The 24,963-nt window shown below is 35.9% G+C and carries 21 protein-coding genes; 7 read left to right on the top strand and 14 right to left on the bottom strand.

Translation table 11 applies throughout. The annotated features are described in order from the left end of the window. Window positions 1-4 precede the first annotated feature (4 nt). The 6 genes from ACYIAJ_RS00105 to ACYIAJ_RS00080 form a co-directional block, all read right to left on the bottom strand. Window positions 5-1,756 (bottom strand): bifunctional alpha/beta hydrolase/class I SAM-dependent methyltransferase, encoded by a 1,752-nt coding sequence (locus ACYIAJ_RS00105; RefSeq protein WP_483564123.1) that lies wholly within the window; start codon window positions 1,754-1,756, stop codon window positions 5-7. A 13-nt stretch (window positions 1,757-1,769) separates the two neighbouring features. Beyond that, window positions 1,770-2,378 (bottom strand): CDP-alcohol phosphatidyltransferase family protein, encoded by a 609-nt coding sequence (locus ACYIAJ_RS00100; protein ID WP_483564122.1) that lies wholly within the window; start codon window positions 2,376-2,378, stop codon window positions 1,770-1,772. Between the two features lie 359 nt (window positions 2,379-2,737). Continuing rightward, window positions 2,738-3,460, bottom strand: a complete 723-nt coding sequence (locus ACYIAJ_RS00095; RefSeq protein WP_091347169.1) for an epoxyqueuosine reductase QueH — start codon at window positions 3,458-3,460, stop codon at window positions 2,738-2,740. A gap of 257 nt (window positions 3,461-3,717) precedes the next feature. Then, window positions 3,718-4,917, bottom strand: a complete 1,200-nt coding sequence (locus ACYIAJ_RS00090) for an ABC transporter permease (protein ID WP_483558378.1) — start codon at window positions 4,915-4,917, stop codon at window positions 3,718-3,720. Next, the gene (locus tag ACYIAJ_RS00085; protein WP_483564121.1) at window positions 4,914-6,074 is read right to left on the bottom strand and encodes an ABC transporter permease; all 1,161 of its coding nucleotides are present in this window, start codon (window positions 6,072-6,074) and stop codon (window positions 4,914-4,916) included. Before ACYIAJ_RS00085 ends, ACYIAJ_RS00090 begins: the two co-directional genes overlap by 4 nt. 48 nt (window positions 6,075-6,122) lie before the next feature. Next, window positions 6,123-7,100, bottom strand: a complete 978-nt coding sequence (locus tag ACYIAJ_RS00080) for an HlyD family secretion protein (protein WP_483564120.1) — start codon at window positions 7,098-7,100, stop codon at window positions 6,123-6,125. Between the two features lie 296 nt (window positions 7,101-7,396). On the opposite strand from ACYIAJ_RS00080, the gene ACYIAJ_RS00075 reads away from it, so the two are divergent. After that, the gene (locus ACYIAJ_RS00075; protein WP_483564291.1) at window positions 7,397-8,830 is read left to right on the top strand and encodes an EmmdR/YeeO family multidrug/toxin efflux MATE transporter; all 1,434 of its coding nucleotides are present in this window, start codon (window positions 7,397-7,399) and stop codon (window positions 8,828-8,830) included. A 59-nt stretch (window positions 8,831-8,889) separates the two neighbouring features. Here ACYIAJ_RS00075 and guaA read toward each other — a convergent pair whose 3' ends face one another. Beyond that, the gene (guaA, locus tag ACYIAJ_RS00070; RefSeq protein WP_483564119.1) at window positions 8,890-10,473 is read right to left on the bottom strand and encodes a glutamine-hydrolyzing GMP synthase; all 1,584 of its coding nucleotides are present in this window, start codon (window positions 10,471-10,473) and stop codon (window positions 8,890-8,892) included. Window positions 10,474-10,731: 258 nt separating this feature from the next. Between guaA and ACYIAJ_RS00065 the strand changes: the two genes are divergently transcribed. Beyond that, window positions 10,732-11,163: an SRPBCC family protein gene (locus ACYIAJ_RS00065; protein WP_065567570.1), complete on the top strand. Its 432-nt coding sequence runs from the start codon at window positions 10,732-10,734 to the stop codon at window positions 11,161-11,163. A 3-nt stretch (window positions 11,164-11,166) separates the two neighbouring features. Further along, window positions 11,167-11,634, top strand: coding sequence for a MarR family winged helix-turn-helix transcriptional regulator (locus tag ACYIAJ_RS00060; RefSeq protein WP_483564118.1), 468 nt, complete (start codon window positions 11,167-11,169; stop codon window positions 11,632-11,634). Between the two features lie 224 nt (window positions 11,635-11,858). Here the strand turns inward: ACYIAJ_RS00060 and pta are convergent, their stop codons facing one another. Then, the gene (gene pta / locus ACYIAJ_RS00055; RefSeq protein ID WP_483564117.1) at window positions 11,859-14,009 is read right to left on the bottom strand and encodes a phosphate acetyltransferase; all 2,151 of its coding nucleotides are present in this window, start codon (window positions 14,007-14,009) and stop codon (window positions 11,859-11,861) included. Window positions 14,010-14,075: 66 nt separating this feature from the next. Next, window positions 14,076-15,281, bottom strand: coding sequence for an acetate kinase (locus tag ACYIAJ_RS00050; protein ID WP_483558389.1), 1,206 nt, complete (start codon window positions 15,279-15,281; stop codon window positions 14,076-14,078). A gap of 195 nt (window positions 15,282-15,476) precedes the next feature. On the opposite strand from ACYIAJ_RS00050, the gene yfbV reads away from it, so the two are divergent. The 3 genes from yfbV (at window position 15,477) to cysK (ending at window position 17,696) form a co-directional block, all read left to right on the top strand. Beyond that, window positions 15,477-15,929: a terminus macrodomain insulation protein YfbV gene (gene yfbV, locus ACYIAJ_RS00045; RefSeq protein ID WP_483564116.1), complete on the top strand. Its 453-nt coding sequence runs from the start codon at window positions 15,477-15,479 to the stop codon at window positions 15,927-15,929. A 15-nt stretch (window positions 15,930-15,944) separates the two neighbouring features. After that, window positions 15,945-16,451 (top strand): primosomal replication protein PriC, encoded by a 507-nt coding sequence (gene priC, locus ACYIAJ_RS00040; protein ID WP_483564115.1) that lies wholly within the window; start codon window positions 15,945-15,947, stop codon window positions 16,449-16,451. Between the two features lie 279 nt (window positions 16,452-16,730). Then, on the top strand, window positions 16,731-17,696 hold the full coding sequence (gene cysK, locus ACYIAJ_RS00035; protein WP_483564114.1) for a cysteine synthase A: 966 nt from the start codon (window positions 16,731-16,733) through the stop codon (window positions 17,694-17,696). A gap of 95 nt (window positions 17,697-17,791) precedes the next feature. Here cysK and ruvB read toward each other — a convergent pair whose 3' ends face one another. The 5 genes from ruvB to ACYIAJ_RS00010 form a co-directional block, all read right to left on the bottom strand. Continuing rightward, entirely contained in the window at window positions 17,792-18,796 is a 1,005-nt protein-coding gene (gene ruvB / locus ACYIAJ_RS00030; RefSeq protein WP_091347189.1) for a Holliday junction branch migration DNA helicase RuvB, read from the bottom strand. A gap of 13 nt (window positions 18,797-18,809) precedes the next feature. After that, window positions 18,810-19,418, bottom strand: a complete 609-nt coding sequence (ruvA, locus tag ACYIAJ_RS00025; protein WP_483558397.1) for a Holliday junction branch migration protein RuvA — start codon at window positions 19,416-19,418, stop codon at window positions 18,810-18,812. Window positions 19,419-19,595: 177 nt separating this feature from the next. Beyond that, window positions 19,596-19,934 (bottom strand): YbaB/EbfC family nucleoid-associated protein, encoded by a 339-nt coding sequence (locus ACYIAJ_RS00020; protein WP_091347193.1) that lies wholly within the window; start codon window positions 19,932-19,934, stop codon window positions 19,596-19,598. A gap of 31 nt (window positions 19,935-19,965) precedes the next feature. Continuing rightward, window positions 19,966-22,134: a DNA polymerase III subunit gamma/tau gene (dnaX, locus tag ACYIAJ_RS00015; RefSeq protein WP_483564113.1), complete on the bottom strand. Its 2,169-nt coding sequence runs from the start codon at window positions 22,132-22,134 to the stop codon at window positions 19,966-19,968. A gap of 887 nt (window positions 22,135-23,021) precedes the next feature. Then, window positions 23,022-23,441 carry a four helix bundle protein gene (locus ACYIAJ_RS00010; RefSeq protein WP_483564112.1) on the bottom strand — a complete coding sequence of 140 codons (420 nt, stop codon included), beginning with the start codon at window positions 23,439-23,441 and terminating at the stop codon, window positions 23,022-23,024. Between ACYIAJ_RS00010 and ACYIAJ_RS00005 the strand changes: the two genes are divergently transcribed. Next, entirely contained in the window at window positions 23,436-24,662 is a 1,227-nt protein-coding gene (locus ACYIAJ_RS00005) for an RNA-directed DNA polymerase (protein ID WP_483564111.1), read from the top strand. The two genes, ACYIAJ_RS00010 and ACYIAJ_RS00005, sit on opposite strands and share 6 nt — an antisense overlap. Window positions 24,663-24,963 lie beyond the last annotated feature (301 nt).

Genomic DNA, 24,963 nt, shown 5'->3' with positions numbered 1-24,963 from the left:
ATAATTATTTAATTCTTTGCGCTAGTGATACGGTAAAAATACCCCACTGATCAATACGCATTGTGATTTTTTTAAAACCAGCAGCCGCAACTAACTGATCCATTTCACTTTGAGTTCGTCTTCGCATAACCCAGGGGTGACCATCACGATGTGATGTTAATGCTCTTGCAATAAATTCTAATTGAGGATGCCATGGTTGATTAGTATAAATTAAATATCCTCCTTCCGGTATTGACTCAGCAAGACCTGATAGAGAATCACGTAGTAACTGGTTATCACTAAACAGTTCATACAAACCAGATACAACAGCCAAAGTAGGTTTAGGTGATAATTGGGCTAGTTGCTCCCGACTAAAAGCATCACCTTTTTCAAAGCGCGCTATATTCGCTAAGCCTTTTTCCTCTATTAATGCTTGGCCTTCTTGTACATTAATATCGCTATAATCTCGTAATAATACTGAATTAGGCTTATTTGTGATTTGATTAACTGTTTCTAAAATATATCGACCATGCCCTGCTGCTATATCCACAATATCAACAGAGCAATTATGCTCATAAAGTTTATTAATAGCCAGTTTTAATAATTCTTCAAGATGTGCTTTACGTTGCCGAATTCCGCGCCAACCTATAGATTGTAAATAAATATAATCAAAAAAGCGTCCTAGTTTTGATGTTCCTGATGGCTCATTACGATAAACATAATCAAGCGTACTACCCGAATCAAAACCCGTCTCAAAACCAAGTTTAATTCCATCAGAGAGTTTACTTGCATATTTTAAATTGGCTTTAATAAACTTCCAATATAATGGCTTAATCCAACCCGATGGTGGCATTGTTAAATTATCAGCCTCTTGTCTTGTATAACCAACTCGATCAGCATTAACTAGTGATGGAGTACTTAGTTCATTTGCAAAACAACCAACAATAAATCGTCTTGCCCGCTCAATAGCAAACTTTCGATCTTTTTCACCAAAGGTATCATGATAAAAATTAGGCAATATATGAAACTCTTTTTGTTCGGTACCTAAATTATCATAAAATTGTTTTTGTGGTTTACGCCTTACCACATAATCTGAACCCGAGACCAATAACTGTGTTGGAACCCTAATGGCATTGGCATCTTTAACAATACGATCGGACACTTCATATAAATCAAGAAGTAATCGAACCGATATTGGTCGAGTAATTAATGGATCTTGAGTAAATGATTCCGCACGCTCCGTATCATGTGTTAACAATTTAGGCTTAACATAGCTATTAACAAAAAAATTACCTTTTAAATTATATAATAGTTTTAACCCTGATACGGCGAGTGGAACATAAAGCTTAACGCTAAAAGCAGGCGAACCTAAAACTAAAGCCCGAATATTGGGTACATAGTCATGTACCCACGCCGAAGCAATAACTGCACCAACACTTTGGGCAATAATGGCAATATCTTCTTGATGAAGCCCATACTCATATATGATATGCTCAATAAAACAGTTAGCATCTTTAATTAATGTTGCAAAATTAAGAGCGTCACCACGTTCGCCTTCTGATTGACCATTGCCTCTGGCATCCCAAGCAAAAATTTGGTAATCGGGTAGATTTAATTCGTCAGCAAGATGAGCAACACGCCCCGAATGCTCATGCCCTCGGTGAAAAAGCACTATTGCTTTAGAAAGATTTGTATTGCTATCAATGGCAGGCCAATAGCGATAAAATAACTGACACCCATCGTGACTAATAAAGGTTTTTTGTTGCTGTTGGCGCATGTTTTTCTCCTTGTTATTTGTTTGCTTCTTGCATACCTTTTCGGACTCGGTTAATGACTGTATACATAAGTAAAAAACTGATAATCCATAGCAGTACATTGATCCAACTTAAAGGTAATAAATAAGTTGCAATACCTAAGCTTATCACTCCAAAAATAAACGCCCGATCACTTTTCCCCATTGGCCCATCATATCGTCTTGAAGCACCAATCATAACACCTAAAATACCACTATATTCCGTTAGGAACGACAGCAGAACGACAAAAATAACTAAATAAATATTTACATCAACTAGTTGCGTAAAAATAAGTAACAATGCACAATCCGAAATCACATCACAAATTTCATTCAAATAAGCACCTAAGTTTGATTTTTGGTTGTATTCTCGGGCTAACATTCCATCAATAGCATTGAGTGCCATACGAATGAACATCCATAAAGGAATCAAGCCAAAAATCCATTGATATGATGCCAATAATCCAACGATAAAAGCAATCATAACAGAGCCCAAACAAGCAACTAAGGTTACTTGGTTAGCTGTAATATTGGCTTTATAAAGACGATCTGTATAAGGACGGAGTAATGCTTGAAATTTGGGTTTTAATTGATAAATTGATAACATCTACATTCCTGTCGTCAAACCGACTGCTATAATTAAATTTGAAAAATAAATCTAACTATATCATTTTATAAGAATTAAACAATGCACAGTAATTGTGTATTTTTTAAATAAGGAAGCATAAAATGTAAATAATTTAGCTCATGAAAACTGCTAGCTGGTGATCCCAATTGCCACTTTGTCATAAAACATCGGTTCAACTGCTATGAACTTTAGTATACATAAACAAAGTACAACAGTATTATTAAATCACACGCTGTTCTGGACCTTTATATTGCATCAGCAAAATCAACAGAATGACACGGCGTTTTAGGCAATATATACTTTTGAGTATATATTGCCAGATTAAATATGTTAATCGTTTAAAGACTACTTTTGGCTAAACCTTGCTTAGCAATTGTAATCACATTTTTTAAATCAACACCTTGTGCTTTAGCTGCAAAAATACAGCCACAATAACATTGTCGATAAACATCGTACTCTTTACAAAGTTCAATAGAACGTTTATAACCATTATTTTTTTTAAAATCAGAAGGAAGGTAATTGACCGAGAAGATTTCTTGGATTTCAAACCCCAATTCATTAATTTTTTGGCTATTTTTTTTAGGACTAAGAGTTAATGCACTAGCAAAATAATCAAAACCCAGTTCTTGAGCTTTTATTGCAGCTAAATCCAAACGCATTTTATAACAAAGATGACAACGCTCACCACCTTCGGGGGCATCACGTAAATGTTCAACTTGTTTAATAAATTCTGCAGGCTGATAAGGAGCTTCTAAAAACTGAACATTATTACCCGTTTTTTCATTAAAATCAGCAATAAACTTTTGTTGCACTACGCTACGATATTCATACTCAACACGCGGATGAATATTAGAGTTAGCAAAATAGATTGTAATATCGGCATACTGCGCCAAATATTCTAAAACATAAGTGCTACACGGTGCACAACAGCTATGAATCAGCAGCTTAGGTCGAACTTCGCCCGATTGCCAATCAGCAATCACTTCTTTTAGAACAGAATCGTAATTAACTTTATTATGTGGGTTTAATTTATCAAGAATAGTTTTAGCATTAATTAACATGAGGACTCATTTATTTGTTATTTTAGTGAATAAAGCCTTTATGGTTGGCTATGATATAATGATATACATCACCCTTCAAGATGAGCTTTAAATTTTTATATTTATAGTTAATTATCAAAACTTAATTTAGAAAATGAGTTTTTCATCATAGAGTTAAAAAGATAAGCCTATTTTAAAAAGCACTAAACAAATCGATGCAAAACTTAGAAAATACCCTATCAAATCTGTGTTTTTATTTTGATTTAAGCACAGTAGTTTTAATTTTTTTCTTTTTCTTCACTAATATATGCAGACATTGCCTTTTGAATGCAACGTTTTTCTAACATGAATGCGATACAAAAATAAACAATGGTTAATATCCACAAATGCCAATATTGCTGGCTAAATTCAGAAAAGCTTGCTCCCATTTGATTAATTTTTACCGAGCCTACTATGGCAGGTACCGCAGGAAATATATCGCCAATCAAGTAGAACAAAGAAGGCATTAATTCTTTGGGCCAAGAGAGTCCTGTAACAAAAAATATAACCATACTTGACGGTATGATTAAGCAAAACACATCACTCACCGTATGGACAACATGTGATATCACTTTACCTAATAACGCCGTAGAAAAAATAAAGGGAATAATAAATGATAACGAAACTGAAAGATGACTTAGTCGTGGTAACTCATACCAATAATTAGCAAATACGGTATAAATAATAAAATAGATTAAATAGAGTACTAAATAGGTCAATAATTTACCCAAAAGTAGTAATAATGCTGAAGATGAGGAATTATTCTGCTTTTTAATAAAATCTTGTTCAAAATTAGAGTTTTTACTAAATAAACGACATAAAATACTGCCAATAAGTAATGTTTGATATAAGATCAAAATAAAAGCTGCAGGAATAATATAGGTTGCATAACCTGATTGAGGATTAAATAAGCTAATCAACTGAGTATTAAACGGCGAAACATTATTAGTCGCTACCGCAGGATCAACACCTTGAGCTATTTTTCGAGAAATTGAAATGTTAGCGCCAAAATTGCTAGCAACAGTATTAATAGCGGTTGCGACATTACTATAAATTAAAATATAGCTAGCATCACCATAATATAAAACAGAGCTGGTTTTCCCTTCTAAAATATGCTGCTGAAAACGATAAGGTATCAGTATTGCACCATATATTTTACGTTCTTCAATCTGCTTTTTAGCGGTTTGTAAATCCGCAATATGCAAATCTATTTTAATAGATTTATTGGCATCCATTTGCCTTATTAGCTCTCGACTATAGTTGGAATTATCTTGGTCGATAACTGCAATGGGAACATCTCGTATCGCTTCATTTAAGTAAGGTTGTGGATAAAAGAAGAAATAGATAAAAATCCCTACAAACATAACGCTAACTATCGCTTTAGTTTGGAAAATACGTTTTAATTCATCATAGGAAATTAATAGTAAAGATTTAATCATATTAACCGCCTACGGATTTTTCGTAAATGGAGAGTGATAAGAGTGACAACAACGCTTAATTGGATCAATAAATAAACAAATGGTTCTAATGAAGTCATTATACTCGGAGCTCTTAGAGTTTGATCCAGACGAATCTCTATATACCATGTCACGGGTAATAAAGCCCCCCAAACATAAGCAAAAGTATTCATTGCAATACGAGGGAAAATAAGCCCTGTAAATCCAAAACATGGAGATGCAACTAAGCTTGCACTGCCATAAGCTTGCGCTAGTGTTGATCCTGTTAAACCAAAGAAAACACCATATAAACATGAAGTTAAAATAAATTCCATTCCACCGAGTATAAGCAGTATAAAATTCCCATTTAGTGGTAAATGAAAATAAGTGATTAAAATAATATCAAATAAACTGAGGCAAAATAAAAAATAACAAAAATAAGGAAGAATACGTCCCAATAGAAAAATAAAAATATTATGATTAGCTAATTGTAACGTTTTTTGATAACTCGTTACATCAAAGCGGTCACGAGTAATACTTGTTACCATTGCCATCATAATAATTATCTGCAAAATAGTCGGAATGATACCGCTAATTAAGGTATATAGATAATTTAATGTTGGATTATATAGTGGATGTAAACTTGTTGGGACAGTTTGCATTTGACCTTCCGCAACAGGTGCTGCAATTCCCTTTTCTAACAACCCTTGCAAGACTATTTGGCTATTTGCCGTTTTTAATGCAGAACTCATAGCTCGGAAAATAATCGTACCAGCAGACATATATTGGTTATTATAAAAAGCCACAACTTCTGGTTGATGACCGGCTATAAGATCTTTTTCAAACTCAGGCTGAATAAAAAGCACAGCATAAACATCTCCCTTAATTAAGGCATGTTTGGCAGAAGAAAGATCTTGATAACGTTTAGCTACTTGTAACTGCGGTGAAGCGGCAACTTGTTGGATCAGTAAACGTGATGATTTAGTTGTATCTTGATCAACAACAGCGATAGGTACCTGAGTAATAATGCCAGCATGGTACATGTAAAGAAATAAAAAAATAAATAATAAAGGATAGATGAAAACCATTAAAAACAAAAAACGTTGTTTTATTACTTTACTCAGTTCCCACCTAATCACTTTTAATAGCGAATTAGACATCAATGCCGTTTCCTTTTGTGTAAAATAATCGCCACCTGAGTGATTATTTTAATGAGATTGCCATTTTGTTGTGACACTCATTCCCGGACGAAGACCAGACACTTTATTGATTGGTTTAGCACGCATTTCAAAAGTTTTCAGATCAAAATCCCCTGTTGCTTTAGTCGCTTGCCAATTAGCATATTGACCTAATGCATTTAATACAGTGACTTTAACATCAATAATTTGATTATTTAATGCTGGTACTTTTACTTGAAACGTATCGCCGACTTTAAGATTTCCAAGTAAATCTTCACGAATATTAAAGGTAAACCAAATATCATTTAAATCAATAATAGAATAAAGTGGCGTTCCTGGGCTATACAATTGCCCTGTTTCTGCAACACGGGTTGTAATTTGTCCATTGATAGGAGAAACCAAAGTTAATTCATTTACATCCGCTTTTACTTGCGATAACGCAGCTTCAGACTGTTCCACCTGCGCATCAGCTAATTTTTTCTGTTCTATACTACTACCATTTTCGGCTAATTCTAAATTAGCTTTAGCAGCTTCATGAGCTTTAATCGCCGCTTGATATTGGTTAAAAGATTCATCATAACTCTGTTTTGAAACAGTGCCATTTTTAGCTAAGCGATCGATTCTTTCATAGCTTGTTTGTGCTAAAATTAAATCCGAATTCGCTTTATCTAATTGCGCTTTTTGCACATCAATTGTTTCTGGCCTAGTACTATAAGTATTATCACGACTCGCCATTGCTACTTTTAATTCTGCTTCAGCTGTCGCAAACTGTGCTAACAACGCAGGGTTTGAAAGGGTAAGAAGAACATCACCTTGTTTAACATTATCCCCAACATCATAATTAAATTGAATCACTCGCCCCTGCACCCTAGCTGCGACATCAACACGGCTAGATTCAATCTCACCTTGTAATATAATCGTACTAGGTTGATTAGCAAGATATATAATGATAACCAAAGCAATAACAGCAATGATCGCTACAATCAAAGAAAGACGTTTTTTATGCATAAATTATGTTTATAAATGATTAGAATAGAACGAGAATAAGATTATTGGCAATAATATAAAGCCAAATACGAAATTACGCAATAAAATATAGCGTTATATGTGTTAGCAATTAAAAAAAAACATTTATTTTTAGTTAATTTTGAATCATTAATATTTAAAATATTAACATTAAATTATTTATCAACCGATTCCAGATGTATTTTTTAAGCATAAACTTATTTCTGTTAAATAATAGCGTTATAATAAACAGCATATTTTAATGTATAAATTTAGGCCTTAAATTGAATGTTGAAATTATTAGCCGCTTAAAAGAATTTCAAATATATAAAAAAAGACATTCAAATAATGTACTCTTATGGCGAGAAATTTACCCTTTAGCCATTCCTATACTTATTGAAAACCTGTCAGTTATATTAATGGGTATTTTTAGTACATTTTTAGTTAGCTGGATAGGCAAAGCCGAGATGGCTGCCGTAGGTCTAGCTGAAAGCTTTAATATGATTATCATGTCATTTTTTATGGCTGTTGCGCTTGGAACATCAGTAGTCGTTGCCTTTAGCCTTGGACGTCACAACCGAAAAAAAGCCGTTGTTGCCGCCAGACAATCTATTTCTTTACTCATTATTATCTCAATTTTATTATTTATTTTTATTGAATTTTCAGGATATTGGATAATTGAGATTATCGCAGGTAAAGCCGAAGCCAATGTTAAAGAATTGTCATTAACCTTTCTTAGATTAACTGTATTAGGTTACCCTGCGCTAGCCTTTATTTTAATTGGTTGCGGTGCACTACGTGGGGCAGGAAATACTAAACTACCCATGTATTTAAACATTATCATGAATATCTTAAATTTATCGATAAGTTATGTATTAATCTACGGTATATTTGATTGGCAAGGATTAGGATTTATTGGTGCGGGTATTGGCTTAACTATATCACGTTATTGCGGTATGTTTTTTATATTACTAGTATTAACTATCAAACCAAGCCGAGCACTTTTTATCCCTTTTAGAAGCTACTTTCATTCGTTTAATGCAAAAATTCTTATTGATATATTAAGCATCGGTTTACCTGCAAGTGTTGAATCGGTAATGTTTAATATAGGCAAACTACTAACCCAAACCTTTGTAGCAGGAATGGGTACATCAACCATAGCCGCCAACTTTATTGCGTTTTCAATCGCAGGCTTACTTAATTTGCCTGGAGGTACTTTAGGTGCCACATCTACTATCATCGTCGGTAAGCGCATAGGTATGGGACAAATATATCAACCAACCAGACAACTTAAATTTATCTTTCATTTAACAAATTTTCTATTATGCCTTTTAGCTTTTTTATCAATACCTTTTGCGGGCTTATTAAGCTCACTATACACCAACGACCAAGAAGTTATTGATATAGCCAAACACCTGCTATGGTTTAATGCTCTATTCACCCCATTTTGGGCATCCTCATTTGTCTTGCCATACGGTTTTAAAGGCGCAAAAGATGCCAGCTATACCATGTGGATAGCAATAGGTAGCATGTGGATGTGCCGAATTGTAGTTGGATATCTTTTAGGGGTTTATTTTTCATTTGGTGTGATAGGTGTTTGGTTTGGTATGTTTATTGATTGGATAATCAGAAGCCTATTCTTTTATCATCGATTAGCCAGTGGGAAATGGCTATGGCGCTATAAAAAACAAGATAGAGAACTTTTATCTCGAAAAATAAAAAATCCAATATAAAAAATAAAAAGCCTTGATTAACAAAGCTTTTTATAAAATATATCTATTTTTAAATGGAATCACTCCCACTCAATGGTAGCTGGCGGTTTTCCACTTATGTCATAAACAACTCGCGAAATACCATTAACTTCATTGATGATGCGATTGGATACACGACCAAGAAAATCATAAGGTAAATGAGCCCAATGAGCAGTCATAAAGTCAATAGTTTCAACTGCACGTAGTGAAACGACCCAGTCATATTTTCGACCGTCACCCATTACACCAACAGAGCGTACTGGTAAAAATACGGTAAAAGCTTGGCTGACTTTGTGGTATAAATCTGCCTTATATAGCTCTTCAATAAAAATGGCATCGGCTTTGCGTAATAAGTCACAATATTCTTTCTTTACTTCACCAAGTACCCGCACACCTAGGCCTGGTCCTGGAAATGGATGACGATAAAGCATGTCATAAGGTAGCCCAAGTTCTAAACCCACTTTGCGCACTTCGTCTTTAAATAGTTCTCGCAAAGGTTCGACCAAGCCCATTTTCATATCTTCTGGTAAGCCGCCAACATTGTGATGTGATTTAATTACATGAGCTTTGCCGGTATCAGCAGCTGCCGATTCAATAACATCAGGATAGATAGTGCCTTGAGCTAACCATTTTACATCTTTTAACTTTGCTGCTTCTTCATCAAATACAGCAACAAATTCACGTCCAATAATTTTGCGTTTAGCTTCTGGATCTGCTTCACCTTTTAGTGCAGCTAAAAAACGCTCTTCGGCATTTACTGCAATAATATTTAAGCCAAATTTATTACCAAACATATCCATAACTTGTTGTGCTTCGTTCAAACGTAACAGACCATGATCAACAAATACACAAGTTAACTGATCGCCAATGGCTTGGTGCAATAGCAATGCTGTAACTGAAGAGTCAACCCCTCCAGATAAGCCAAGTAATACTTTGTCATTACCAACCTGTTCTTTAATTCGAGCAATAGCATCAGTAATGATTGAAGATGGTGTCCAAAGTTTTTCGCAGTGACAGATATCAATCACAAAACGTTGCAATAACTTGAAACCTTTAACAGTGTGAGTCACTTCTGGATGGAATTGGACACCATAAAATTGTTTTTCGTCATTAGCCATAATAGCAAATGGACAAGTTTCAGTACGACCAATTAGTGTAAAACAATCAGGCAAGGTTGTTACTTTGTCACCGTGGCTCATCCAGACATCAAGTTGATTAATGCCTTGTTCGCTTGTACTATCCAAAATACCATCAGTTAATTTTGACGATCCAATAAGATCCACTTTAGCATAACCAAATTCACGTTGGTTAGAGCCAGTGACTTGACCGCCCTTACCAACTTGAATTGCCATAGTCTGCATGCCATAACAAATACCCAAAACAGGTACGCCAGCATTAAAGACATACTCGGGAGCACGAGGGCTATTAGCTTCTGTAGTACTTTCTGGACCACCTGATAAAATAATACCTTTAGGATTAAATTGTTTAATTTTTTCTTCTGATACATCCCACGGCCAAAGTTCACAGTACACACCAATTTCACGAATTCTACGAGCAATTAATTGAGTAACTTGTGAACCAAAATCGAGGATTAATATGCGCTGTTGGTGGATGTCTTTTTTCATCAATTTTATTCCTAAACTATGAACTAATACAAAATTAGGCTGATATTGTACCATTTACCAATTAAATTGAGAGCATTAATTAAAAACAATTATAAATATTTTATATTATTAATAATTTTGAACTCATCTTATTACAGAATTCAATATCATGGTCATCAAATTAACCTCGTAATAGGTCAACAAATCAAAAAAATTGAATTCTCTTTACTTAATTAATAAGTAAACTTATAACAAGTCAACTTATAAAAAGGAGCCGCTATGAATACCATTTCAATTTCTTTCATATTACCAACCAAAGCTAAACCAACTCAAATTTGGCAATACTATACTGATCTTAATTTAAGAAAATTATGGGAAACTGATCTTGAAGACTTTCGTATATTTGGTGACTTAAAAACAGGGTCTAAAGGTATTTTCAAATTACAAAATATACCGGAAATGGAGGTAACTTTATCAAAAATTATTGATGAGCAAGAATTTACAGAACAATTTGATATGCCTGAAATAGGTTTATTGTTTTTCTCACATCAGATTATTGAAATATCGCATAATCAATATGCATTAAAATCAGAAATTTCTCTAAAACCGGATCCAAAAATGGATACTAAAGCATCCTATGATTTTATAAAACAGATTTCAGATGATATTATAGATAAAACTTACAAATTAAATGGCTTAGTTGAAGGGTAAATTATGACAAAGGACAATAAGTTTTTGACTCAATTCCAAACTGATTCTGAATCTATTGGTTTTATTTTTATGAAAACTTATTCGTCCTGGCATACGAATATCAAAAATTGCTTGAAAAAACAGTCTATCACTCATCCTCAATTTATAGTGCTTGCAACGCTTGCTTATCTATCACAGCAACCAGACGAAATAACACAAGTTATTTTATCAAATAAAACAAATATCGATGTGATGACAATTTCCCAAATATTAGAGAATTTAGAAAAAAAGGATTATATAAAACGCTCTTGCTCAATTAAAGACAGTCGAGCAAAATCCATTCAATTAACACAAAAAGGATTGAATAAAGCAAATGAAACTGTACCTTTGGTTGAACAAATAGATAAAGATTTTTTTTCGACATTACAAGGTGATAAAGAACAATTTATGAAAATGTTATTAACACTATTAAAAACTAACATAGAGGGATAAAATCATTTATAAATTTTTATTATTTATTGTTTTTATCAACTTTGAATGTTTGGACTTGACTTAAAATAAGTTTTTGAAGACCTTGTCTCAAATTTCTAGAACAAAATACTTTAAAACTAAATCGTTATAACTCAAGCTTTTAAAACCCATCACTTAGCTAAATTTAATTAAAAAAAGGTGATATTGCATCACCTTTTATCTATAGTTAAAACGTTTTGCTAAACTTATTTTGCAGCGTTTTGTTCTTGTGCTGATTGAATTGCGGTTAATGCAATAGTGTAGACAATATCGTCAACTAATGCACCACGAGACAAATCATTCACAGGTTTACGCATACCTTGTAGCATTGGACCAATCGAAACAAGATCGGCTGAACGTTGTACTGCTTTATAAGTAGTATTACCCGTATTAAGATCAGGGAAGATAAATACTGTTGCTTTACCTGCAACTTGTGAATTTGGTGCTTTCGATTTTGCTACATCTGGCATTACCGCAGCATCATATTGCAATGGACCATCGATCATAAGATCTGGACGTTTTTCTTGAGCAATTCGGGTTGCTTCTTTCACTTTTTCAACATCAGCACCTTGTCCTGAACTACCTGTTGAATAAGAGATCATCGCAACACGTGGTTCAATACCAAAGGCGATTGCTGTATCAGCAGATTGAATAGCTATTTCAGCTAGCTCTTGTGCATTTGGATCTGGATTAATTGCGCAGTCACCATAAATATACACTTGATCAGGCATTAACATAAAGAATACTGATGAAACAAGTGAACTACCTGGGGCAGTTTTAATTAATTGTAATGGTGGACGGATAGTATTAGCAGTTGTATGTACAGCACCTGAAACTAAACCATCAACTTCATTTGCTTCAAGCATCATTGTACCAAGTACTACGTTATCAGCTAATTGCTCACGAGCAATCACTTCTGTCATACCTTTATTTTTACGTAATTCAACTAAACGAGGTACATATTTTTCACGAATTAATTCAGGATCAACAATTTCAACACCTTGACCTAAAGTTACGCCTTGAGAAGCGGCAACTTTACGCACTTCGTCAGGATTACCAATTAATACGCATTTAGCGATATTACGCTCAGCACAAATTGCAGCTGCTTTAACTGTTCTTGGTTCATCACCTTCTGGTAATACCACTACTTTTTTCGCATTGCGTGCAAGTTCAGTTAATTGGTAACGGAATGCAGGAGGAGACAAACGACGTGCAGAATTCACCACTTCATTTAATGATTTAACCCATTTAGCATCGATATGATCAGCCATATAATTTTGGGTATTTTCCATACGTTCTTTGTCATCAACAGGGATTTCTAAATTGAATTGTTGTAAGTTAATTGACGTTTGGAAAGTGTTAGTTTTAACTGTAAATACAGGTAAACCAGTATCAAAGGCAGGTTGGCATAATTTTGCGATTTTTTCGTCGATTTCATAACCACCAGTTAAAAGCACACCACCAATAGCCACACCATTCATAGCAGCTAAACTAATCGTCACTAATACATCAGCACGATCGGCAGAAGTCACTAACAGTGCATTTGGTTGTAGATGACTGATAATGTTAGGCACACTACGTGAGCAGAAAGATATATGTTTAATGCGACGGTTTTTGATATCACCTTCATTAATAATTTTTGCATCAAAATGCTTAGCAATATCAACAGAACGACAAGCACTTAAATCCATATTCCAAGGAATACATCCAAGTACTGGTAATGGGCTGTGTGCATTTAAATCATCGATAGTAATTTTTTTATCATCAAATTTAGGTGTGTGATAAATTTCAGCAACATCAGGACGAGCAAGGCTTTGTTCTTCAACTGGCGCATTGACTTTATTAACAATCACACCAACGATTTTTTCGTTTTTAATGCCACCAAAGTTAGATCGAGCAATTTCAATGCGATCTCTAAGTTGCTCTGGCGTATCTTTGCCCATATTGACCACAAAAATAATTTCGGCACCAAGAGTTTTAGCGATATTATTATTGAGTTCATTAGCAAAAGGATAATCAGACGTTGGTACAATACCTTCAACCAAAACAACATCAGCACCTTTCGTGTTTTCAGCATAAAGAGCTACAATCTCTTCCATTAACACATCTTGTTGATTTAAACCTAATAGATTTTCAACATGGCTCATTTTAAGCGGTTTTAGTGTTGGGATTGAAGTGTTATGACTAACTAATGTTGTCGTATTGTCTGGTGCATCGCCACCCGCTCTAGGTTGTGCTACTGGTTTGAAAACGTTTAAGTTAATACCTTGACGTTCCATAGCTCGAATAACACCAAGACTCACCCCTGTTAATCCAACATTGGTACCGGTAGGAATCAGCATAATAGTACGAGACATAATTGTTACCTCTTAATTCTTTTATATAAAAAAACAAACCGCCATTTAGGCGGTTTTAAATATTTATTACGCAGTTAGACGCGCAGCATCTTGAGCAATGACTAGTTCTTCATTGGTTGGAATCACCATCGCAATAGCTGAACCATCTTTAGTAATTGTTCCACCTTTACCAAAACGAGCTGCAAGGTTACGTTCTTGATCAAGTTCAAACCCAAGAATACCTAATTTTTGTAATGCCATACGACGCACTTCTTCTGAGTTTTCACCGATACCACCAGTAAATACTATAGCATCTAAACGACCGTCTAAAAGCATAGCATAACCACCGATATATTTTACTAAGCGATGAACAAACACATCTAAAGCGTTTTTAGCGTTTTCATCTGTTTCGTAATTATCGGTTACATAACGGCAGTCACTGCTCACACCCGTTAAACCTAATAAACCAGATTTTTTGTTTAAAAGGTTATTAATATCAGCAACAGACATTTTTAAATTATCGTGTAAGAAGAACATAATCGCAGGATCGATATCACCACTACGTGTACCCATGACTAAACCTTCAAGTGGTGTTAGACCCATTGAAGTTTCAACACATTTACCGTTTTTAACTGCAGTGATTGATGCACCATTGCCTAAGTGACAAGTGATCACATTAGTTTCTTCAACTGGTTTATTTAATAATTTGGCTGCTTGTTGGCTTACATAATAGTGACTTGTACCATGTGCACCATAACGACGGATACCATGTTTTGTGTATAATTCGTTAGGAATCGCGTATAAATAAGCTTCTTTTGGCATTGTAGTATGGAAAGCTGTATCAAATACTGCCACATTTTTATTTTTTAAATGTGGAAACGCAGCAAACGCCTCACGAATACCAATTAAATGCGCAGGATTATGTAATGGAGCAAAAGCAGCGGCATCTTCAATACCTTTTAGTACTGAATCATCGATAACAACTGATTGAGTGTATTTTTCACCACCGTGAACAATGCGATGGCCAATAGACTTAATACTATCTAATAATTCTGGTTTTTGTGGGAAGATACTATTAACAATAAATTTAATTGCTTCACTATGTGCAGCACCTGCACCTAAAGATGCTTCACCTTTAACCCCATCAAGTTTCCACTTAATACGTGCATCAGGCAGGTTAAAACATTCGGCTAATCCAGAAAGAAACTCATCACCGTTTTCAGGGTTTATAATAGCAAATTTTAATGATGAACTTCCGCAATTAAGAACAAGAGCGTTATTACTTGATGACATAGTAATTCCTATAGATTGAATAAAAAGATATATACCAATCAAAATTGGTAACTCTGCACATGATTTAAAAATCAATGTGACTACGCTAAGGTGACTTCTGATATCTTACTTTTTGAGATAGAATAAAAAGAGTCCCCAATTTGAATAGTACTATTTTAAGATAATAAGAAGTGAATGTCGAGGAGTCACAAAAATATGAATCTAATAAACACATATAAAGCTGGGCAAAGGTATATGAAGCTTTGCCCGACAGACAAACAACTAGCACATTCATTTCCTGAAGTAAAAATCATTAACCACATAAAAACCACAACTAAATACTTACCTCCTATCGTGGTTAGTTTGCTGGTTTGGCAATATTACATGCCAGCACCAATTGCGGTCACGGCAATAACGATACTATTTACCTTAAGCCTGCCGCTACAAGGAATATTTTGGTTAGGTAAACGTGCCCTATCGCCCTTACCACTTAACTTAGTTGACTGCTATAATCAACTAAAAGGAAAATTAATTACTAAAAAAGTCATTGCCGAAAACGGTACCGAAACCAATACATTAACATTTGAATCATTTATGAAAATCATAACATTAGCAAAATTGCACTTAGGCGATTATTTTGGTCAAGATAATGATACTCCCACCTTATAACAAAGACTAACAACAATGGCAAATTTACTCGCTACACTACAAAAGCAAATTGACCAATTACAACAACAAGTTCATTTGGCAAACGAACAGAAATTTAAAGAGCCTTATTTTGACGAACAACTTTTTCATACCAATAAAATTGTCACAGATAAAACGTTTTACCTTGAAAAGGTCAAACAAACGTATCAAGCATTAGTCGCAAATATCGAATCAGAAAAAATTGAGCAAATTACTTTTTTATCAGAAACATTAGTCAACCAAATGGCTGCCCTAACGCGCGAACTTGCCACCCACAATTTGCGTCAAAAAGAACCCGACACCATTATTGAAGAAACCCTAGCCCAAAAACACATGCGCCATTTAGATTATTTACGCCGATTGCAAGAGATGAAATACGAGCTAGAACTATCGCAGGACGTCATCAACCAAAGCAAAATAGCCGCACTTGATAATCGTATTTATCGCTGTGCACAGGCGATTAAGAAGATCGAATTAGAGATGGAAAGTGATGTTGATGGATGAATTTAAAAAAAGTTTAGATATTGCTCTTTAAATTTAATCCCCTCATAAAATTATGCCTAAATCGGTAAATTGCTAGATTTTAATACAATTAAAAATAGGTACACAGTACTATTAAGAAAGATATAAAAAACATAATTGACTATGCTTATGACCAAAACGAATATTGTTATAATTATTAATTAGTATCATCTTTTTGAGTTATCTTTATAATACTAATTCATAAAAATTAGCAAAAATTTTAAGGCTATCCGTTTAAAAGTTATTGATAAGGATACATACATGAGCAAAATATTTGATGATAATTCACAAACCATTGGTCATACCCCACTTGTTCGTTTAAAACACTTTGGTCATGGCAATATATTAGCTAAAGTTGAATCGCGCAACCCCAGCTTTAGTGTTAAATGTCGCATTGCATCGAACATGATTTGGGATGCTGAAAAGCGAGGATTATTAACTTCAGACGTCGAACTAATCGAACCAACCAGTGGTAATACAGGCATTGCGCTAGCGGCAGTTGCTGCTGCTCGTGGCTATAAATTAACTTTAACCATGCCTGAAAGCATGAGTATTGAACGTCGAAAACTGCTAAAAGCCTTAGGCGCCAATTTAATTTTAACTGAAGCAGCCAAAGGGATGAAAGGCGCAATCGAAAAAGCCGAAGAAATTGTGGCAAGTGATCCTAAAAAGAATCTCATGCTACAACAATTTAGTAATCCTGCTAACCCAGAAATACACGAAAAAACAACGGGACCAGAAATATGGCAAGATACCGATGGGCAAATCGATATTTTTATTGCTGGTGTCGGAACAGGCGGTACATTCACTGGCGTAACACGTTACATAAAAAAAACACAAGGCAAAAATATTACCGCAGTTGCCGTTGAACCGACCAATTCACCCGTCATTAGTCAAGCACTAGCAGGCGAGCCTATCAAACCAGGACCGCACAAAATTCAGGGTATTGGAGCTGGTTTCATTCCGACAAATCTTGATTTAAGTTTAATTGATATAGTCGAAAAAGTATCGAACGAAGACGCTATCGAAACAGCTCGCGAATTGATGGAAAAAGAAGGCATATTAGCGGGAATATCATCGGGTGCTGCTATTTTTGCCGCGGATCGCTTAGCAAAATTACCTGAAAATACCAACAAAACCATTGTGGTGATTTTGCCATCTTCTGGCGAGCGTTATTTAAGTACCGATTTATTTAGTGGCATTTTTACTGAAAAAGAACTCGGTTAAGCCAAAATTAGCAATATAACATCAGTAAATAAAAAAACGTGACTCATCTAATAGTCACGTTTTTTTATGAAACTTAAGTTTCTCACAACTTTAACCTAATTATCCTGAATAATGCCAAAATGGCGATACGCATGTGGTGTTGCGATTCTGCCACGAGGTGTTCGTTGAATATAACCTTGTTGAATTAAAAAGGGTTCGAGCACATCTTCTATCGTTTCGCGCTCTTCACCAATGGCAGCGGCAATGTTATCTAATCCGACTGGACCACCCATGAACTTTTCGATAATAGCCAGCAACAATTTACGATCCATATAATCAAAGCCTTCGTTATCAACATCAAGCATATCAAGTGCTTGAGTGGCAATTTTTTTGTCGATAACCCCTTTTGATTTTACATCGGCATAGTCGCGTACACGACGCAAAAGACGATTGGCAATTCGTGGTGTACCGCGTGAACGTTTAGCAATTAAATGTGCACCTTCGTCTGACAAATCCATCCCCAAAAATTTAGCGCTACGACTAACAATATATTCCAAATCCTCAACTCGATAAAACTCAAGGCGCTGCACAATACCAAACCTATCCCGCAGTGGTGAAGTTAACGATCCAGCTCGAGTTGTTGCACCAATTAACGTAAAGGGGGGAAGATCGATTTTGATCGAACGTGCAGCAGGGCCTTCACCAATCATAATATCTAATTGGTAGTCTTCCATCGCAGGATATAAAATTTCTTCAACTACAGGGGAAAGTCGGTGGATTTCGTCAATAAACAGCACATCGTTAGGCTCTAAATTAGTCAGCATAGCCGCTAAATCACCAGCCTTTTCTAAAACAGGACCAGAAGTGGTGCGTAAATTGACATTCATTTCGTTCGCCACAATATTGGCTAAAGTTGTTTTACCAAGTCCTGGTGGACCAAATATAAGTACATGATCGAGCGCATCACTACGTTGTTTAGCTGCTTGAATAAAAATCTTCATCTGCTCCCGCACTTGCGGTTGCCCAATATATTCGTCCAAACATTTAGGGCGAATAGCACGATCAAGTGACTCTTCTTCCTTTTGTGCTTGTGGGGCAATTAAACGATCCGCTTCAATCATAATAAATTCCTATTTATAATGCTGATTTTAAGGCTTCACGAATCAGCGTTTCGCTATCCATGTCTGGCTTAATGACTTTATTAATAATGCGACTAGCTTCTTGCGGTTTATAACCTAAAGAAATTAAAGCTGAAACCGCCTCGCCTTCAATTTGATTAGCCGATTTAAGAATATTACCTGTATCAACAATTGTACTAGCGCTTGATAATTGCTCTCCAAAACGCTTAATACGATCTTTCATTTCAACAATTAGCCGTTCAGCCGTTTTATTACCTACGCCCGGCAACTTAACTAAGGTTTTAATTTCGCCTTGTTCAACCGCACTAATAAATTGCGATGCAGACATACCCGACAAAATAGCTAACGCTAATTTGGGACCAACACCATTAACCTTAATTAGCTCACGAAATAACTCACGTTCCTGCTCTTGATTAAACCCATAAAGCACTTGGGCATCTTCACGCACAGCAAAATGAGTTAACACAATAACTTCCTTCCCGTTTTCAGGTAATTCATAAAAACAGGTCATCGGCATAAACACATTGTAACCGACTCCACCAACTTCAATCAGTACTTTAGGAGGTTGCTTTTCAATAATAGTGCCACGTAAACGACCAATCACAATATATCCTTAATAATAAAGCGTAATAATTAAGCAAATGATTAAAGTAGTTTACCTGATAGCAAAAAAATAATAAAGAAAAACTGTATAAATAGACAGGCATAACTAAAACATTGCCGAGTTGATTAACAAACTCGGCAATATAAAAGGGTTAATTGACTAAATGAATGCGTTAACTTAAAACGGCATTTTAAAGCCTGGAGGTAGTTGCATACCACCAGTTACTTGCGCCATTCTTTCTTTTTGTGCGTCATCTAAACGACGAGCAGCATCGTTATAAGCAGCGGCAATAAGATCTTCTAACATCTCTTTATCGTCTTCTGCTAATAGTGATGGATCAATTTCAACACGTTTACAGCTATGCGTACCGTTAATAGTGACTTTAACCATACCCGCGCCCGACTCGCCAGTTACTTCTAATTTAGCGATCTCTTCTTGAGCTTGTTGCATTTTTGCTTGCATTTGTTGGGCTTGTTTCATTAAATTACCCAAGCCGCCTTTTCCACCTGAAAACATAATAATTCCTCGTTAAAAAATATAGCCACGATTATACAGGACGAACACTTGCTTCATCAATCTTGGCATCAAAATATCGGCAAATTGTTGCCACTTTTGGATCTTCGGCAATGGTTATTTTTGCCTGAGCTAGTTTTTGTTGATACAACTCTTCACGCATTTCGATTGGCGTCTTACGATTTTGATCATCATCAATAACAATCTTCACATCAAGATCTTGATTATGATATTTACAAAGTGCTTTTTTCACTTTAATCACATTCCCTGCTGAATTAATTAAGTGTTTAACTGCCGATCGCATATGCAACACTATCGTTCCATTATCTACTTGCTCAAAAGCGGAGTTAACCACAATTTGTTTAATTAAAGGCGACAAATCCAACTGTTCAATTTCAGCACACCATGCATCTTTTTGAGCCATTTCGGCAATCAGTTTTTTGGTCATTTCGGGGGTCTTTTCGCCATTAAGTGACTCGCGGAATGCTTTTGTATCAACCACGATCTCATCTTTCATAGCAATTAAACCACTGGCTTGCCATTGATAATTTTCCGCTGTGATTTCTTCTTCGTTATCACGACTATCTTCACCACTACGGGTATTGATAGACTCAACAGGAGCCTTATTTTGTTTAATTCGTTTAAGTGATGAACTGATTACTGGATTTTTTGGTTGGGCCACATTAGTCGCGCCAACCGCGTTAGACTTTTTTGGATTTTGTTCCTCTTTCATCAACTGCATACGCATTTCTAAAATACTCTTAGTCACCGATGAAACATCTTCAGGAATCGCTACATCGCCAGTGGTTGATTTAGTATTAGCCGTTTGCTCAACCTTTTGGGTTATAACAGGCGACGTATCACTCATAAGTTGCGAAGAGTTTTGCGGTTGTTTTGATAAAGGTGAACTAAGCTCTGATTTTTGCGAATCAAGGGCTGATGATGTAGTTTGCTCTGAGTCAGCAACTGGGATATTCTCAGGCTGACTTACTTGTGGTGCACTTGTTGCTAGCGCAGGGATATCATTCTGAGTTTGCGAATGCATTTGCCCTTGTGGCTTCGTATTGCTTTCAACAGAAACAGGACTAACTACGACGGGGGGAGTGACCGCATCAACCGCCTTAGGCATAAAAGCCAAAGCACGTAAAAAGCTCATTTCAACACCGATTTTTTTATCGGGAGCAAAAGCAAGCTCTTTACGACCCATCAACAAAATTTGATAAAACAACTGCACATCATTCGGCGACATATATTGTGCTAAAAAGCGGATACGGTCTTCGTTATCGGTATAATCACCTAATGCTGTTGGCACTACTTGTAATAACGCAATTTGGTGCAACAAGGTAATGGTTTCGGCTAATAAATTATCCCAATCCGCCCCCTGCATAGCAGCGGCTTCGATTTGTTGCATTAGTGCATTACCATCACTATGATGCAATGCCTCAACAAACGAAAACGGAATCGATTTATCAAGCGTACCAAGCATAACCGCCACCGAATTAGCATCAACCTTACCATTACCAAGGGCAATGGCTTGATCGGTCAAACTCAGTGCATCACGCATACTTCCATTAGCGGCTTTTGCCAACATCCCAATCGCTTTAGGTTCGCTGCTAATTTGTTCTAACTGTAAAATATGAGCTAATTGTTTGCTGATTAGCGCTGTATCAAGCACATTTAAATGCAAATGCAAACAACGCGACAAAATAGTAATCGGTAATTTTTGTGGATCCGTTGTCGCCAATAAGAACTTAACATGCTCGGGCGGCTCTTCTAGGGTCTTGAGTAGTGCATTAAAACTACTGCGTGACAACATGTGGACTTCATCAATCAAATAGACCTTAAAACGCCCTTTGGTTGGCAAGTATTGAATATTATCAAGTATTTCGCGTGTATCTTCGACCTTGGTACGCGATGCAGCATCAATTTCAAGTAAATCAACAAATCGCCCTTGCTCAATATCACGACAATTATCACAAATCCCACAAGGCGTTGCTGTAATGCCAGTTTCGCAATTAAGCCCTTTAGCTAACAAACGCGCAATTGACGTTTTACCCACGCCACGCGTGCCTGAAAACAAATAAGCATGATGAACGCGACCAAGTGATAGCGCATTAGACAAAATTTTAAGGACATGTTCCTGCCCCACAACTTCAGAAAATGATTTTGGTCGCCATTTGCGTGCCAGAACTTGATAACTCATAATCACCATAACTTATTGTCGTTGAATTTGGCGATAATCATACCATAAACCAATAAAATAGTCTTTAAACTGCCGATAATTGATGCAATATTAAACAATGCAAATTATCTCACAACGAGGGGAAATGGTTTATTGGTAAATTAATTTAAATAAGGGGGGATGTAGACAAGCTATTAGCAAAAAGTAGCAGTGAGTAGGTTATCAATGCAAATCGATAGGTTTTTTAAATGGTTGATTTTACTTAAAAAAACAAAAATAAAAACTTTAATAAAATCAATACCTTTTCTGACTGATTTTTGAGCGGAAAATCAAGCCTTTTGGGGTTGGTGAATAGAATAAATTGGGTGCGGTGGTTTCGGACGTTTTGACCTTGGGTGAATAAAATAGCTACAGTGACCACGTCCGAGTCAGGGAATTAAAGCGAATTCCCTGACAACCCACGCTTTGGCTGCAGAATGTGGCCTGCGGCTACCCTCCGCAATTACTCGTATCATCCTGATACTCGCCTCTTCGAGGCCATCTTCGCTTTGCTCAGATGTTCAAATTTGTTCCAGACAAATTTGTCCGCCGTCGCTCGGTCTTAACGCACCGTTTGTGGACGCGCTCCAAGCGCACCACAAACACGCCAAACATCCCTGTTTGGCGTGCTAACCTCGCTCTGTTGTCGGCACATTCTGACGCCGGAATAGGACAAATAACATAATCATCTTTTTTGGGAAGAATTGTTGTGTTTTTATTAGGCGGTTTTTGTAAAAAAACAGCCAGAAAAACTTTAATAAAATCAATACCTTTTCTGACCGATTTTTTGTGAGTAAATAAGGTGTTTTTTTTGTGAAATAAAAACGTTTAAATTAATGCGCTTTTTTAATTTTGTTTTTGTTTTAGCCTTAGCTTAAATCCTCATCATTCATCTGCGCCATAAACCAATGTTGCCAACCCGTGGTCTGCTTTTGGATGTTGTCGATGGATTGGTTGAATAAAGCAAAAGCACCGTGTGATATCATTTTCATTTTCCAACCTACACACAATAGCCCTTTGATAACATCTAACGAGGCGCGAATATGTTGTAACTGTTTAATGGCGGATTGGCATTCTTTGATGTTATCTCGGTCAACGATATTAGATAATACTGCAGAACGAATTGCCTCAGTTAGCTCGGTCAATATCGCTTCGCCAGTGGTAAATTTAAAGGACTTTGGTAAGTGGCAATGCGTTTGCCAATAGCATTGGTATAATGTCACTAAATCATTAAATATTTTAGGTTGAACAAAAGTTGATTTAATAGGATTAGGCAATTCATTATGCATAATAACCTCACAAAACAATTATTAAATGCAGCCACACAAACCGCACAAAGTTTACAAAAATCGTTATCACTGTTGAACATTGCTGAACTTTGTAACGAGTTAGCAAACGATGTACTGAACCAAAAGTACCAACCAAGCACCTATACACGTTTTGCCGTTTGCGACCCAAAGCTACGCGAAATCTATGCACCAGCTTATCGTGACAGATTATTGCAATGTTGGTTAGTAAACCAAGCTGAGCCAATTATTAGTCCTCACTTTATTGAAGACTCTTACTCTAATCGTATTGGTAAAGGTACTTTATATGCCGTAAAGCGAGTACAACAATTAATGCGTAGACCCAATAATACTTACTATTTACAGCTTGATATTCAAAATTATTTCAACTCAATCCATCGCCCAACATTACTCAATAACTGGTTAACCTTATTAAAAAAACATGCACCCCATAACCAATCATTAATTGCCTATGTATCAAGTAAAATATTACTACAAAATGTCGCACAATCTGCTTATGTTGTTAGCGGTAGCAGAGCATTATTAGCAACCATTCCCAAACATAAGCGATTAGCGTCATCTCCTCCGGATACAGGGATTCCGATTGGTTCAGCAAGTAGCCAACTTTTTGCTAATTTATATTTAAATCCGCTTGACCACTTTATAAAACATCAATTAAAAATAAAAGGTTATGTGCGTTATATGGATGACCTTTTTATACTTGGCAATTCGGCTAAACAATTATTAGCATGGAAACAACAAATTAACCAATTTCTTACCACACAGCTAAAATTACAACTTCATCCCAAAAAACAACATTTACAACTATGTCGGCAAGGTGCTGATTATTTAGGTTATAAGGTTTACCCTCATTACTTACATTTACGCAGTCGCAACATTAAAAAACTCAACAATTATTTGCGCTTCTTTAATCAGTTACTCACAAGCAACAAACAATTTAGTTTTATTCCTAATAACGCCTATTGGCAATCTATTATTGAGCAACCTTTAACAGTTGATTACCCATTACTCAAAAAAATGGAAGCAGTCATCAATAGTTATTTAGGTTTAATGAAACATGCTAACCACTATCGACTGCGTAAACAGGTCATTGAGCACCATTTCAATAGACTCAATCACTACTTTGTGCCAAGTAATAGTGCCTATACAGCGGTGCATGTAAAAAAACAATTTTTACATCAATTTATTCAAACACACCCATAGCAGAGCACACTGTAATAAGGCCTCGGTGCAAAGGCCATAGCGGGAGTTGCTGGCACTGTTGCTGTTGACGTTGCCGTTGTTCGAGTTGACATTGAACTGGTTGCTACCTGTTGCGTCACTCGTCCAGTAGTTGTTATTGACGAAGCCCGCATCAGCGTAGTTGTTCATGTAGCCCGTTTTTGCACCTTAATCTTAATACTACCAGCTTACTGCGTTGCCGCATTCGCCCTTAAATAACGTAAAAAGCCGTTTGTAACTTTTCCTGACTTTTCCCGTGAAAGGTGCTGACCTTATTTGTAGC

It is taken from the genome of Gilliamella sp. X-46 (assembly GCF_057063525.1).
This window is presented reverse-complemented; position numbering and strand designations above follow the sequence as displayed.

Coding starts and splice junctions, on each gene's coding strand:
- ruvB (WP_091347189.1), bottom strand. CDS start 18,796: ATGATTGAAGCGGATCGTTTAATTGCCCCACAAGCACAAAAGGAAGAA.
- ACYIAJ_RS00020 (WP_091347193.1), bottom strand. CDS start 19,934: ATGTTTTCAGGTGGAAAAGGCGGCTTGGGTAATTTAATGAAACAAGCC.
- ACYIAJ_RS00105 (WP_483564123.1), bottom strand. CDS start 1,756: ATGCGCCAACAGCAACAAAAAACCTTTATTAGTCACGATGGGTGTCAG.
- ACYIAJ_RS00095 (WP_091347169.1), bottom strand. CDS start 3,460: ATGTTAATTAATGCTAAAACTATTCTTGATAAATTAAACCCACATAAT.
- ACYIAJ_RS00090 (WP_483558378.1), bottom strand. CDS start 4,917: ATGATTAAATCTTTACTATTAATTTCCTATGATGAATTAAAACGTATT.
- cysK (WP_483564114.1), top strand. CDS start 16,731: ATGAGCAAAATATTTGATGATAATTCACAAACCATTGGTCATACCCCA.
- ACYIAJ_RS00050 (WP_483558389.1), bottom strand. CDS start 15,281: ATGTCATCAAGTAATAACGCTCTTGTTCTTAATTGCGGAAGTTCATCA.
- priC (WP_483564115.1), top strand. CDS start 15,945: ATGGCAAATTTACTCGCTACACTACAAAAGCAAATTGACCAATTACAA.
- ACYIAJ_RS00060 (WP_483564118.1), top strand. CDS start 11,167: ATGACAAAGGACAATAAGTTTTTGACTCAATTCCAAACTGATTCTGAA.
- guaA (WP_483564119.1), bottom strand. CDS start 10,473: ATGAAAAAAGACATCCACCAACAGCGCATATTAATCCTCGATTTTGGT.
- yfbV (WP_483564116.1), top strand. CDS start 15,477: ATGAATCTAATAAACACATATAAAGCTGGGCAAAGGTATATGAAGCTT.
- dnaX (WP_483564113.1), bottom strand. CDS start 22,134: ATGAGTTATCAAGTTCTGGCACGCAAATGGCGACCAAAATCATTTTCT.
- ACYIAJ_RS00005 (WP_483564111.1), top strand. CDS start 23,436: ATGCATAATAACCTCACAAAACAATTATTAAATGCAGCCACACAAACC.
- ACYIAJ_RS00065 (WP_065567570.1), top strand. CDS start 10,732: ATGAATACCATTTCAATTTCTTTCATATTACCAACCAAAGCTAAACCA.
- pta (WP_483564117.1), bottom strand. CDS start 14,009: ATGTCTCGTACTATTATGCTGATTCCTACCGGTACCAATGTTGGATTA.
- ACYIAJ_RS00100 (WP_483564122.1), bottom strand. CDS start 2,378: ATGTTATCAATTTATCAATTAAAACCCAAATTTCAAGCATTACTCCGT.
- ACYIAJ_RS00085 (WP_483564121.1), bottom strand. CDS start 6,074: ATGTCTAATTCGCTATTAAAAGTGATTAGGTGGGAACTGAGTAAAGTA.
- ACYIAJ_RS00080 (WP_483564120.1), bottom strand. CDS start 7,100: ATGCATAAAAAACGTCTTTCTTTGATTGTAGCGATCATTGCTGTTATT.
- ACYIAJ_RS00010 (WP_483564112.1), bottom strand. CDS start 23,441: ATGCATAATGAATTGCCTAATCCTATTAAATCAACTTTTGTTCAACCT.